Source organism: Arthrobacter pityocampae (genome assembly GCF_002927275.1).
Lineage (GTDB): Bacteria > Actinomycetota > Actinomycetes > Actinomycetales > Micrococcaceae > Arthrobacter_D > Arthrobacter_D pityocampae.
Window position 1 is genome coordinate 443,726 of record NZ_PRKW01000005.1, and the last position, 13,333, is coordinate 457,058.

Sequence of the window (13,333 nt, forward strand, 5' to 3'; positions counted from 1 at the left end):
GCGGACGCAGCATGAACGCTCGTTGCTACTCCCAGATGGGGTCGTGCGTATTGATCGTCTCGATGACAGCTTGGATCGACGCCAGCTGGGCGTCGCTGCGCCCGTGTCCGGGGAGAACCTGCGCCCAGCCGTCGACCGCCACGTCGCCGAAATTGTGCCCGTGGCTGGGCGGGACGGCCTCGCTGACCAGCATGTCGGTGGTCAGGTGCAGGAAGGTCACGCCGGGGATCCAGCGCATCGAATCACTGACGTCGGCCCCACGCCCGCCGGCTGCGGCCGGTCCGGCCAGCCACTCCGGCCGCTGATAGATGACAGCTGGGTCCAGCCAGGTGATGGGATCCGTGGCATGTTGCAGGTAGCCCACCCGTGGCTGCTCCCAATCACCGGCCACCGCAGCGAAATCCCCCGGCTTCGATTGCCAGCGCACCTCCCGGCCCTGTCGGTAGATGGGCTGCCAGACAGGGCTTCCGGCATCGCGGTTGTCCTGCAGCGTGCGCCACGGCTGGGAGTTCGACGGCGGTCCGGTGAACAGTGCGGCATCGGTGCGTGAGCGCAGGTCATCGAGATTCTCGAAGCTGCCCTGCATGCCGTGCGCCCCGAGGCTCAGCCCATAGACGGCCAGCTTCGGCCGCTGCGCGGCGGGCAGTTCCTGCCAGCGCGCATGCACCGCGTCGAAGAGCGCTTCGCTGGATTCCGCCGCGAGGTCCGGGCTGAACAGGAACGAGACCCAGCTGGGCTGGAAGGAATACTGCATCGACGCCGTTGCCGTGTCGCCTCCGTAGAGGTATTCGAGGGCCGCGATGGCTTGCGGTTCGAGCCACCCGGAGCCGGTGGGCGTGGCGACGAGCAGCACCTCCCGCTCGAACCCGCCGGCGCGTTCGAGTTCCCTGACCACACGATCCGCCCGCGCCGCCGCATCCTGCCCGGCGGGAAGCCCTGCATAGACACGAACCGGTTCCATCGCGGGGCTGCCGGTGACCTGGCCGATTGCACTCGCGCTCGGTCCTCCGCCGGCGAAGGCACGCCCCTGGCGGCCCAACTGATCCCACCCGACCGCCGATTCCGGCGAGCCCGACCGCGTGGGAAGCACCGGTTGCACGCTCCCCGCGAGGGTGTCGGCGTCCCGTGCCGCGTAGATCGTCCCGACCGCAGCCAGTCCTGCGCCGGCGAGTCCGGCAACGAGGACGACGACGGCCGCCGCCCCCGTGGCCCGCGACGCCCGGCGTGCCGCGCCCGCGGATCCGCCGGCCGTGGAGACCCGCTCGGCCACGAACCTCCGCAGAGCCCCGATGCCCCGGGAGATCCCGTAGAGCACCCCCATGATGACGAGCATGCTCGCGAAGAACCGGGCGTGCCCCACGCCGTCGACGGGTGGCATGTCCACCAGTTCCCGGACGCGGTTCTGCCAGGAAGCGACCAGCAGGCCGTAGCCGATGACGTACGCCAGAAGTACCAGGGCGATGAGGGGCGGTACCCATGGCGTGCTGCGGTGTGGGGCGCGCGGGTGTTCGGACTCCGGCTGCGGGGTTGCCCGTCGGACCCTGCGAGCCGTCATCCGCCACAACTCGCGGAGCGCGTACCCGATCTGGAAGCCGACCATGAACCAGAAACCGGCCAGGAATCCCTGGAACACGGTAGGGCGTGGCACGAGTGAGGGAGTCAGCGCCAGCGACGCGAGCGCAAGCGCACAGACCAGACTGAGCAGGTGTGCCTGAAGGTAGGTGATGCCGCGTCTGAAGACCGCCACGAGTCCATCATTTCCGTTGTCGGTGGCCCATCATAAATGACGACGCAGGGAGGCCGGTGTGAGGTCCACGCATCGAGCGTAGAACCAGGATCGAGGCCGGTCCGATGCGCAGAGTCCTCCACAACGGTTGCGGTGGATCAGGCGGCCCACCCGCGGGCCACGGCGTCCAGTGCCGAGTCGTAGGCAGCAGCCCAGTCGGCGCTGGGCGGGCCCATCTGCGCCAGTTCCAGGCTCACCAGTCCGTGCACCTGGCCCCAGATGGCTGCGGCCACCAGGTCGACGGGGGCATCACGCATGGCCCCTGATGCCTGCGCGGCGGCGACGGCTTCCCTGAGTGGTTCCATGGCGTTCCCCGCAGCCTCCGGGCTGGGTCGGCAGTCCACGAAAGCGGCCATCGCGCCGCCGAACATCAGCCGGTACAGCGCGGGGTGCTCCAGCGCCCAGGCCCGGTAGGCCACGCCGAGTGCCTGCAGCCCCTCCGGGGCGGCAGCCACCTGCGAATCGCGGAAGGAGCGGAACCCGTCGTCGACCACGGCAGTCAGCAGCTGCGACTTCCCGCCGAACAGGGAGTAGACGGCGGTGGTGGAGGTCCGGGCGGCCGAGGCCACATCCCGTAGTGTCACCCGCGCTGGTCCGTTCCGGTCCACGAGCTCGACCGTCACGGCCAGCAGCTCCTGCCGCAGGGAATCGTCGTGGACCACAGGTCTTGCCATGCATCCGATTGTTCCATAACCTTGTTTCATAACGCAGTTACGAAATATCGTCGCCCACCCTTCCTGAGGAGTCCCCATGGCACAGGCAGTCTTCCCGGGCCGGTACACCGCCACCCCAGGACGGGAATCGGTGACGGTGTTCCTGATCGGCATGCGGGCGAACCGGTGGTGGAAGGTGAGGACGGTGGGCAAAGTGGCGAGCGCGATGCCGCGGATGCTCCAGCACCTGGCTGAGGATCCCGCGTCAGGAATGCTGGGCTGTGAGCAGTGGTTCGGCCGCACCACCATGCTGCTCAGCTACTGGGAGAGCCCGGAACACCTGCGGAAGTTCGCCGCCGACCGCGAGTCCCCGCACCTCGAGCCCTGGCGCCGGTTCATGAAGGAAACCGCCGGGAGCGGGGATGTGGGCGTCTGGCATGAGACCTACCAGGTGCCTGCGGGTGGCATCGAAACCATCTACAACGGGATGCCCCTCTTCGGATTGGCGAAGGCCACCGCGCACAGCCCGGTCAGGGTGGGGACCAATACTGCCAGGCAGCGGATGGGTCGGTCTGCCGGTGAGCGGCTCTGACCCCTACGCATCGGGCGGGCCTCAGGGTGTGTCGTCGGGCCCGCCGAAGTACACGCGAATGTCGACGATCTCCCCGCCGACGACCGTGATCACCTCCACGTTGCTGAACGAAGGTTCGTCCCGGCGTCGCGCCCGATAGCGGAGGAACACCCGCCCGTCCCCGAGCTCCTGCAGGTCGACGATGTCCTGCTGGACGAAGTATTTTGCGGTGGGAAAGCAGGTGGCGAAGAACTGGTCCTTGGAGATCCCGTCGTCCTGTGGCGAGGTGAAACGCAGCCGATCGCTGATGAGTCTCCGCGCGGTGGCTTCATCGCCGGACCGGTACGCCTCGAATTGTGCTCGGACGACGTCGGGCGCCGAATTTGTCATGACGGCAACCTATCGTCGGCCCGGGGGCGACGCCATGCCCGGAGTCCGGGGGAGGGAAGTGGCATCGCGGCGTCGTAAGCTCGCACCATGTGCGTCCACCATGTCCCTCGGCCGGTCGGCGCGCTGGGTGCCCGCCGTCGCGTCTCCCTCCGGTCCGTTGCTGCGGGCAGTCCTCGATGACTCCTGCCGATGGCGGAGGGCGGCCGGACTGGTGGCAGGATGCGGTCATCTACCAGGTGTATCCGCGCTCCTTCGCCGACGGCAACGGTGACGGCGTCGGCGACCTCGTCGGTCTGACCGCGCATCTGCCGTACATCGCGTCCCTCGGCGCGGACGGGATCTGGATCACGCCCTTCCAACCATCGCCGCAGGTCGACCAGGGGTACGACGTCAGCGACTACTGCGGTGTCGATCCGCTGTTCGGGACGATGCAGGACTTCGAGGAGCTGATCGAGGCGGCGCACGGCAGGGGCCTGCGCGTCCTCATGGACATCGCCCCCAACCACTGCTCGGTGGAACACCCGCTCTTCCAGGCCGCCCTCGCGGCCGGCCCCGGTTCCCCCGAACGGGAGTTCTTCCACTTCGAGGACGGGCCCGACGCCGACACCCCACCCAACAACTGGGTGTCCTCCTTCGGCGACCGCTCCTGGACCCGGGCCCATCCGGACTCCGCGAGCGACCGGCAGTGGTATCTCCACATCTTCTCGCCCGCCCAACCCGACTGGAACTGGCGGAACCCCGCGGTGGGCGATTTCTTCGAGGAGGTGCTCCGGTTCTGGTTCGGCAAGGGAGTGGACGGCCTCCGGGTGGACGTCGCTCATGGGCTCTTCAAGACGGAGGGACTGCCCGACGCCGAGGACCCCGGTGCGGTGGCCCGGGGGCTGCGGTTCAACCCGCACCTCACGGATCAGGAGGAGCTGCACGACGTCTACCGGCGGTGGCGGAAGATCGCGGACGAATTCTCGCCCGTGCGTGTCCTGGTGGGGGAGGTGAATCTCGACGCGGATCGCGCAGCCCGCCTCGTCCGGTCCGACGAGATGCATCAGGCGTTCGCCTACCCCTTCGTCAAGGTGCCGTGGGACGCGGAGACCTGGAGGTCGACCGCAGCGCTGCTGGCGGAGGCCCACGGGGAAGTCGGGACGGCGCCGGCCTGGTCGATCGAGAACCACGACGTGGTCCGCGCAGTCACCCGGTACGGCGGTGGGGACGATGGCCTGTCCCGTGCCCGCGCGGCCCTGCTCACCCTGCTGGGACTACCGGGTGGAGCCTACCTGTACCAGGGCCAGGAGCTCGGGCTGCCCGAGGTGGATGTGCCGCTTCAGGCGCGGGTCGACCCGATGTGGCTCAGGGGTGGGGTGTCGCGTGACGGCACGCGTGTTCCCCTCCCGTGGACGACGGCCCCGGACGGGACGTTCGGCTTTTCCCGCGGCGGAGCCGGCGCTCCGTGGCTTCCCCCGCCGTCGGGGTGGGGCCGGTACGCCATCGAGACCCAGCTGGCGGACGAGGGATCGATGGCGAGCTTCGTCGCCCGGGCCATCGCGCTGCGGAAGCGACTCCGTGTCGACGGCACACTGCCCGCAGGCGGTCCGGCCGGGTGGCGGGTGGCCGCAGGGGAGCTCCTCGTGTGCGAACGGGGCGACCGGTTCCTGGCGGTCATGGCCATGGGTGACCGCCCGGTCCGCCTGCCCGCCGGCGAGGTGCTTCTCGCCTCAGGACCCTTGGCCGCCGACGGGCTGCTCGCCCCGGACACCGCCGCCTGGGTCCTGCGTCCTCCCCGCTGAGGGCCCGGCCGGTCGGGATGTCGGTGGGTCCGTTTACACTCGATCTCACGTGGGAGATCACCTCGGGCGGTCCGGTCGCTGCAGCAGCGCCCGGGCCGCCGGACGAGGTGGGAAACCACGACGCCAGGCCAGGACTTCATGGCCACTTCGGGTTCACACGGTGGCCCGCCCACGGCGATTGCATGTAGCGCGGACAACAGTGGATCGGGTAGTGGCTCGCCGACGCCCGGGCTGCTGCCGTGACCCAGGGGATGCCCGAGCTGCCTCCCGCCCACGACACCACCAGAGGACCCCATGATGCGATACCGCACACACCTCCGTACCGGCCTCACCGCCATGGTCATCACCGCCACGCTCGTCGGAGCGACCGCCTGCGGTGCGGGGTCGCGGACCGGCGCGGACGACGCCACCGCCGTCGACTGCGACTACACGGCACCCGAGTCGGAGACGACGGTCAACGTCCTCGCCTACAACTCCTCGGCCATCGACCCTTTCACCAACACGATGGTCAAGAGCTGCACCCGCGACGAAGTGACGCTCAAGCATGACCCGATCGACTTCAGCGGTCAGGTCACCAAGACGACGGCGACGCTCGCCGGGGACTCCGGCAGCTACGACATCATCGAGACCTACGGCTTCGCGGTCCCCGAGATCGCCTCGGCCGGCTCGATCGTGCCTCTGGACGACTACGTCACCGAGTACGGCGAGAAGTACGAACTCGATGCGCTGGACGAGGGTATGCGCTCTGCCCTCAGCTTCGACGGGAAGCTCTACGCATTGCCGATGCAGGCGCAGATGTACGTCATGGCCTACCGCCAGGACGTCTTCGACGAGCTGGGCCTGACGCCGCCCAAGACGTTCGAGGACATGATTGCTGCGGCCGAGGCCATCCGCGAGCAGGGGGACATCGAGTACCCGATCGCGCTGCCGATGAATGCCACGGCGGATGTCTCCACCATCTACCAGGCCGCCATGAACTCCACCGGCACGGACTTCCTCGACGCCGGTACCCCGCAGTTCTCCTCGGACGGGTCCCGTGAGGCGCTCGAAGGCCTGCGATCGCTCCTTCCCTACATGGACCCGCAGGTCACCACCTTCGACCAGCCCAAGGTCCAGCAGCAGATGTTCAACGGGACCGCGGCCATGTCGATCATGTTCTCCGGTCGCATGAACGATCTCACCCTGGACACCAACTCGAAGCTCTCCGAGGAGTTCGCCTTCGCCGCGCCGCCGTCGCTCGACGCCGAGGCGCCGTACCTGTTCAGCCGCCTGTCGGTGGATGGCTGGGCGATCCCGGAGAACACGAAGCTGGACAAGGACATGCTGTTCCAGATGATCGCGTCCTCCGTCGGAGAGGACGCCTCGAAGGCCTCCGTCCCCGCCGCTTACCCGGCACGGGAGGGAATCGTCACCGAGGAGAGCTCGAAGTACGCGGTCGCGGCGAACGAGACGATCGCGGCCACCATGCCGGCCCCGAACGACCCGGCGAGCGCCCCCGTGACCAACGCCATCCGTCCGGTGCTCGTCCAGGTGCTCACCGGTCAGACGGACGTCGAGGCGGGCATGCAGGAGATGCAGCGTCTCGCCGAGGAGACCGTCGCCGCGAAGTGACACCGGCCCGTGGTCGCCGGACTGCCCGGCGGCCACCGGTCGTGTCCACCCCCCCCAATCCGAGGTGAGGTAACCCCATGCGTCGTCGTGAATTCGCAGTACTGATCGGTCCGAGCCTGCTCGTCATGCTGGGACTCCTTGTCTTCCCGCTGATACGGACCGTCCAGTGGAGCTTCCAGCAGGTGAGCTACGGCTCCCCGGGAGTCTTCGTCGGCCTGTCCAACTACACGCAGGCGCTCTCCGACCCTCGCTTCGGGCGCGCGGTGTTCTTCACCCTGCTGCTGACCGGCATCGTCACCGCCCTCATTCTCCTGGTCGGGTATCTGGTGGCGGTCGGAGTCAACGGCCTGGGCAGGCTCCGCCCCTATGTCCTCGGGTCGATGCTCGTCGCGTACGTGCTCCCCGGGGTGGTCGGCGCGGTCTCCTTCTCGTGGCTCTTCGACTCGAACTTCGGCGGCGTCCTCAACCTCGTCATCGAACGGCTCACGGGTCAGGAGTTCCTGTGGTTCACGGACACCTGGCCCAACCGGGTCATGATCATCGCCCACACGGTGTGGCACCTGCTGCCCTTTTCGGTGCTCATGATCCTCGCCGGGCTCCAGGGCGTACCGAAGGAGCTGAGGGAAGCAGCCACCATCGACGGCGCGTCGGCGTGGAAGATGCACCTCTACGTCATCATCCCCACCATGCGCGGGATCGTCGGATTCGTCTGCCTCATCACGATCATGGACGTCCTCAGGACGTTCGACAGCCTCATCCCGCTCTCCCCCCAGGCCGACGCCATCGGGAACGAGTCCATCATGTTCTACGTCTTCGACAACGCCTTCCGGGACGGATCCCAGCGCCTGGGACTCGGTAGCGCGGTCAACGTCCTGTCGATCGTGATCATCCTGATCTGCCTCTTCCCCTTCATCCGGGACCTCCTCAAGGAAGCGAAGGCCAAAGCATGAGCTCCGCCACGGACACCGTCACCCCGCCGCCCTCACGGCTCCGGGCCGCAGGTCACCCTGCGCAGCGCCGCCGTCGACGTCGGAGGAATCCGACCGCCGTCGTCCTCCTCCTGGCCCTCGCCGTCCTGATGCTGTCCCCGTTCATCTGGACGGCGCTGTCGGTCACCAAGCCCACCGATGTCGCCTTCGCCAACCCGCCCGTCCTCGGCGGGTACACCCCGACCTTCCAGGCGTTCAAGGACCTCTGGGAGACGACGTACTTCGCCCAGTATCTCGTCAACACGGCGGTCGTCGCCATCATCTCGACCGTGATCGCACTGGTGCTCGGCGTCCCCGCGGCCTATGCGCTCTCCCGCTTCCCCGGGTACGTCTCGGCCATCCTCCTGCTGCTGGCCCTGGTCTTCCGGTCGCTGCCCCGGTTCTCGGTGGTGCTGCCGATGTACGAGATCAGCAAATCCCTCGGCATCTACGACACCAACTTCGCCCTGGCCGCAGCGCTCGTGGCGATCAACCAGCCCTTCAGCATCTGGCTCCTGCGCAATTTCTTCGCCGAGATCCCGAAGGAACTGGACGAAGCGGCCATGATCGACGGCTGTACACGGTTCGGCACCCTCCGCCGGATCATGATCCCGCTCATGCGGCCGGGCATCCTCACCGCCGGGGTCTTCGTCTTCCTCTTCGCCTTCCAGGAGTACCTGACGGCGCTCGTGCTCACCGACACGGCGTCGAAGACGGTGCCGGTGTTCATCACCACGCAGCTGGGCCAGACCCTGCCCATGCTCCAGCAGGCCGGCGCGGCAGAGATGCTGCTGACTCTTCCCGTCATCGCCATCTCGTTCATCGCGCAGAAGTACCTGGTGGCCGGGTTGAGCGACGGATCCGTCAAGGGATAGGGGCCCCGTGATGTCGAACGACGCGATCCGGGATGACGCGGGTCACCCGCTCGCCGCCTTCGTCGAGGCCGTCACGGCGCAGGCCGGCCTCGTCGTCCCCTCGGACAGGGTGCAGGGTCTGGCCGCTGCGGCCGCGCCGGTGCATGCGTCCCTGCGGGCGCTGGCGGCCGTACGCCTCGATGACATCGCCCCCGCGACGTCCTTCGATCCAGCCTGGGACTGATCCGGGTGGCTCATCTCCACGAGCTGTCGCTGGTCGAGGCGTCCGCCAGGATCGCCTCCGGCAGCCTGACGCCGCTCGAGCTGACGGAAGCGGTGCTGGCGCGGATAGCAGCTGTCGACGGCGTGGTGGGGGCCTTCGTCACGGTCACCGCCGAGGAGGCGCTCCGGGAGGCGGCCCTCGCCACCGCCGAGATCGTGGCGGGGTCGTACCGGGGCCCCCTGCACGGCATCCCCGTGGCGTACAAGGACCTCATCGACACGGCCGGCGTAGCGACGACGGCGAGTTCCCGGGTGCGGGAGCACCACGTGCCCGAGGCCGACGCCGCCGTCGTGGCTGCGCTCAAGCGCGCCGGCATGGTCATGGTCGGCAAGACGCATACGCATGAATTCGCGTACGGCGGCGTCACGCCGACGACGCGCAACCCGTGGGATCCCGGCCGCATGGTCGGCGGGTCCAGTGGGGGGTCCGCGGCGGCTGTGAGCTACGGCGGAGCCCTGGCCGCGGTGGGGACGGATACCGCGGGGTCGATCAGGATCCCCGCGTCCCTCTGCGGTGTTGTAGGGTTCAAACCGACCTACGGGCGCGTCTCCCGCACCGGGGTGGCATCACTGGCCTGGTCGCTGGATCACGTGGGCCCCCTGGCCCGGACCGTGACGGACGCGGCCTGGATGCTCAATGCCATGGCCGGCCACGACGTGCGCGACCCCGGCTCGGTTACGGCCCGGGTGCAGGACTTCGCGGCGGGGATCGACGACGGCGTCGAGGGTCTCCGCCTCGGGATCCCGGTCAACTACTTCACGGAGCGGATCGACCCGGAGACCGCGCGGATGGTCGCCGCCGCAGTGGCGACGCTCGTGGAGCAGGGCGCCGTCGTCGTGCCGATGGAGATTCCGCAGGCCGAACACTTCGGTGCCGTGATCACCGGCATCATGATGCCCGAGGCCAGTGCCTATCACCGCCGGACGCTCCGCGACACCCCGGAGCTGTACACGGACGAGGTCCGGGGATTGCTGGAGGTCGGGGAAACGATTCTCGCGACGGATTACATCGACGCCCTCCGGTTCCGGCAGTCCCTGAAAGCGGCGTGGCGGGATGCCGTCGTCGCCCTGGATGTGGACGTCGTGGTCACTCCGACGGTCTTCACGACAGCGCTCCCGGCCGATGACCCGGTGTATCGCTGGGACGACGGGCGGGTCGACAGCGCATCGGTGGGGTACGGCCGGCTGTCCATCCCGGGGAATCTCTTCGGGTTGCCGACGCTCCAGGTGCCGTGCGGATTCTCGACGTCGGGTCTACCGGTCGGCGTGCAGATCATGGGACGGCCGTTTGCCGACCAGACCGTCCTGAGGGTGGGGCGGTCCGTCGAGAGGGTGCAGGCCGCTTCCGCGGGTGAGGACCCGGCTGCACCCCACACGGTCCCCGCGAGAGCGCCCGGCCTCCAGTGAACTATTGGCCGGACGCCGTCGGGGCGCTCATCACCAGGCCGGCTGCTTGACCCGTTCTATAAGCACACTTACCAGTTCATCGGAAGAGGAGGCCCGGGTCAAGGCGAGGGGCTGCCATGACTGCACTTTGACTCAGGCCGACCGCACCGCGGTCCTGAGGTAGCCCCCGGGTCCGGCGTAGCCGCAGGGCGGTGACGCCGGCACATTCTGGGGTACTTCCTACGGATGCGCGGCCCCGGGCGGCGCCTCTATTGTGATCGGAGATACCTGCGGCGCCTGCGCTTCCTCGGAAAGACGTGATGACGAAACCACCCTGTCCTCGATCCGGCCGCCGCGCGCCGGTGGTCAACGAGGTGAAGGGTGGGCCGCGGCGCTCACTGCTCGCAGGGACGCTCCTGATGGTCCTCGCGGTCGCCGGGTGCTCCGGGCCGCCGGAGTCGACCCAGCCACCGCAGCCACCGCCGTCCACCGGAACAGCGGACACCGCTGGGGAGGACGTGTACATCACGGCCTACACCTGGCATGACAACACCCCGCCCGGCTCGCCCATCATCAGCAACCCCGTGCTCCATCGGACCGCCGGGGGCACCGGCACCTATGACGATCCCGTCACCGTCGCCGTCGGGCATTCCCTGGAGACGGGAGAGGACGTCCTGGACTACCCCGCGGGGACCCGCCTCTACGTGCCTGACGTGCGCCGGTATTTCATCGTGGAGGACACCTGCGGGAACGGCGACGAGCCCGAGGACGGCCCGTGCCACACGGGCGCGGAGGAGTTCGGTGACGCCTCCGTGTGGCTGGACCTGTGGATCGGCGGCGAGGAGGAGAGCGAGGACTTCGCCCACGAGTGCGCGAGGGAAGTCACGGGCGTGCGCACCGTGGTCTTCGACCCCGCCGACGACTACGTGGTCGCCGAGGGGGACGGGGTGATCCACGACGGCGAGTGCGACGCCGGGTACGGAGACGACCTCATCAAGTGGTGACCGTGCCCCGCCATTGAGTCGCACGGGCACCCGGGCTACCATCGCCCTACGAAAGAAGAACGGCGTGTTCGATTATCGAACGCGGACGGCACATCCACGATGAAGTGAGGCCAGCCCGTGCAATTCCACCACCACGGCTACGTGTCCGGTGACCCCCGCGTCCAGCCCGCCGCCGGCGTCGGTCTGGACCGTCCGCCGGAGCTCCCCGACGAGGTCGACGTCCTGATCATCGGCACCGGACCCGCCGGCATGATCGCCGCCGCGCAGCTCTCCCAGTTCCCGGACATCACCACGCGGATCGTGGAGCGCCGCCCCGGCAGACTCGTCATCGGCCAGGCCGACGGCATCCAGGCCCGCAGCGTCGAGACGTTCCAGGCCTTCGGGTTCGCCCACCGGATCATCGACGAGGCGTACCGGATCGTCGAGATGGCGTTCTGGAAGCCCGACCCGGCTGATCCCTCGCGCATCGTCCGCACGGCCTGCCCCGAGGACGATCCGACCGGCATCAGCGAGTTCCCGCACCTGATCGTCAACCAGGCCCGCGTGCTCGACTACTTCGCCGAGTTCATGAAGAACGCGCCCACCCGCATGGAAGCCGATTACGGCTACGCCTTCGAGGGCCTGGAGGTCGACGACGCGCAGGAGTACCCGGTGCGGGTCACCCTCGTGCGCACCGCCGGGGAGCACGAGGGCGAGGAGCACGCCGTGCGGGCCCGCTACGTGGTGGGGGCCGACGGCGCGCGCAGCCCCGTGCGCCAGGCGATCGGCTGCACCCTCGCCGGGGACCAGGCCAACCACGCCTGGGGCGTGATGGACGCGCTCGCCGTCACCGACTTCCCCGACATCCGCCGCAAGTGCGCCATCCAGTCCGGGGCCGGCGGCAGCATCCTGCTCATCCCGCGGGAGGGCGGACACCTGTTCCGCATGTACGTGGATCTCGGCGAGGTGGATCCGGCGGACCACGGCGCCGTGCGCGCCACGACACTCGAGCAGATCATCGCCAAGGCCAACACGATCCTCAGCCCGTACACCCTGGACGTGCGGAACGTCGCCTGGCACAGCGTCTACGAGGTGGGGCACCGCCTCACCGACAGATTCGACGACGTCCGGCCCGAGGACGTGGGCACCCGCACCCCCCGCGTCTTCATCACCGGCGACGCCTGCCACACGCACAGCGCCAAGGCCGGCCAGGGAATGAACGTGTCCATGCAGGACGGCTTCAACCTCGGCTGGAAACTCGGGCACGTCCTGGATGGCCGCAGCCCGGAGACCCTGCTGGCCACCTACTCGGCCGAACGGCAGGTCGTCGCGAAGGACCTCATCGCCTTCGACAAGGAATGGTCCACGCTCATGGCGCGGAAGCCGGAGGACTTCGCCGACCCGTCCGAACTCGAGGACTTCTACGTGCGCACCATGGAGTTCCCGGCGGGCTTCATGACGCAGTACGCGCCGTCGATGCTCATCGCCGGGGATGCCCACCAGGACCTCGCGGCCGGTTTCCCCGTCGGCAAGCGCTTCAAGTCCGCGCCCGTGGTCCGGGTGTGCGACGGCGTCCCGATACACCTCGGCCACCACGCGACGGCGGACGGCCGGTGGCGGATCTACGTGTTCGCGGACGGGCCGGAACCCGGTGCGGCCTCCGGCGTCGCCGCGTTCGCGGACTGGATCGGTACGCACCCCGACTCGCCGCTCGCCACCACGCCGGACGGCGCCGACCGCGACGCCTGGTTCGACGTGAAGGTGATCTACCAGCAGGCACACACGCAGGTGGACATCGGGCGGGTCCCGGCGGAGTTCACGCCCGCGGTGGGGCCGTTCGGGCTCACCGACTACGAGAAGGTGTACGCCGCCGATCCCGCCGCGGACATCTTCGACCTGCGCGGACTGGACCGCGCGGGGGTCGTCGTCGTCGTCCGCCCCGACCAGTACGTGGCGCACGTGCTCCCGCTCGCCGACCCCGCAGGCCTCGCCGCGTTCTTCGCCCCCCTCCTGGCACCCCGGGCCGCCGCCTCCGGGAGGCCGGGCGCCGGACGGGCCCTTGCCTGAC

Annotated in this window: 12 protein-coding genes; 9 read left to right on the forward strand and 3 right to left on the reverse strand. The window is 68.9% G+C overall.

The features are described from left to right. Window positions 1-25: 25 nt before the first annotated feature. A complete protein-coding gene (locus C4K88_RS13595; RefSeq protein ID WP_104122148.1) occupies window positions 26-1,747 on the reverse strand; it encodes an alpha/beta-hydrolase family protein in 1,722 nt (573 codons plus the stop codon). Between the two features lie 137 nt (window positions 1,748-1,884). After that, window positions 1,885-2,460 carry a TetR/AcrR family transcriptional regulator gene (locus C4K88_RS13600; protein ID WP_104122149.1) on the reverse strand — a complete coding sequence of 192 codons (576 nt, stop codon included), beginning with the start codon at window positions 2,458-2,460 and terminating at the stop codon, window positions 1,885-1,887. Window positions 2,461-2,536: 76 nt separating this feature from the next. On the opposite strand from C4K88_RS13600, the gene C4K88_RS13605 reads away from it, so the two are divergent. After that, entirely contained in the window at window positions 2,537-3,031 is a 495-nt protein-coding gene (locus tag C4K88_RS13605; protein ID WP_104122150.1) for a DUF4188 domain-containing protein, read from the forward strand. Window positions 3,032-3,052: 21 nt separating this feature from the next. Here the strand turns inward: C4K88_RS13605 and C4K88_RS13610 are convergent, their stop codons facing one another. Continuing rightward, window positions 3,053-3,400: a nuclear transport factor 2-like protein gene (locus C4K88_RS13610; RefSeq protein WP_104122151.1), complete on the reverse strand. Its 348-nt coding sequence runs from the start codon at window positions 3,398-3,400 to the stop codon at window positions 3,053-3,055. A gap of 176 nt (window positions 3,401-3,576) precedes the next feature. Between C4K88_RS13610 and C4K88_RS13615 the strand changes: the two genes are divergently transcribed. The 8 genes from C4K88_RS13615 to C4K88_RS13650 all read left to right on the forward strand — a co-directional run bounded on the left by C4K88_RS13615 (window position 3,577) and on the right by C4K88_RS13650 (window position 13,332). Then, a complete protein-coding gene (locus C4K88_RS13615) occupies window positions 3,577-5,181 on the forward strand; it encodes an alpha-amylase family glycosyl hydrolase (RefSeq protein ID WP_104122152.1) in 1,605 nt (534 codons plus the stop codon). 294 nt (window positions 5,182-5,475) lie between these two features. Further along, a complete protein-coding gene (locus tag C4K88_RS13620; RefSeq protein WP_104122153.1) occupies window positions 5,476-6,792 on the forward strand; it encodes an ABC transporter substrate-binding protein in 1,317 nt (438 codons plus the stop codon). 77 nt (window positions 6,793-6,869) lie between these two features. Continuing rightward, window positions 6,870-7,742 (forward strand): carbohydrate ABC transporter permease, encoded by an 873-nt coding sequence (locus C4K88_RS13625; protein ID WP_104122154.1) that lies wholly within the window; start codon window positions 6,870-6,872, stop codon window positions 7,740-7,742. Beyond that, window positions 7,739-8,635 (forward strand): carbohydrate ABC transporter permease, encoded by an 897-nt coding sequence (locus tag C4K88_RS13630; RefSeq protein ID WP_104122155.1) that lies wholly within the window; start codon window positions 7,739-7,741, stop codon window positions 8,633-8,635. Before C4K88_RS13625 ends, C4K88_RS13630 begins: the two co-directional genes overlap by 4 nt. A gap of 7 nt (window positions 8,636-8,642) precedes the next feature. Continuing rightward, window positions 8,643-8,858: a hypothetical protein gene (locus tag C4K88_RS13635; RefSeq protein WP_167399053.1), complete on the forward strand. Its 216-nt coding sequence runs from the start codon at window positions 8,643-8,645 to the stop codon at window positions 8,856-8,858. Window positions 8,859-8,863: 5 nt separating this feature from the next. Then, on the forward strand, window positions 8,864-10,303 hold the full coding sequence (locus tag C4K88_RS13640; protein ID WP_104122157.1) for an amidase: 1,440 nt from the start codon (window positions 8,864-8,866) through the stop codon (window positions 10,301-10,303). A gap of 299 nt (window positions 10,304-10,602) precedes the next feature. Further along, entirely contained in the window at window positions 10,603-11,286 is a 684-nt protein-coding gene (locus C4K88_RS13645) for a hypothetical protein (protein WP_146065694.1), read from the forward strand. A gap of 117 nt (window positions 11,287-11,403) precedes the next feature. Continuing rightward, complete coding sequence (locus tag C4K88_RS13650) at window positions 11,404-13,332, forward strand: FAD-binding monooxygenase (RefSeq protein ID WP_104122159.1); 1,929 nt, start codon at window positions 11,404-11,406, stop codon at window positions 13,330-13,332. Window position 13,333: the final 1 nt, after the last annotated feature.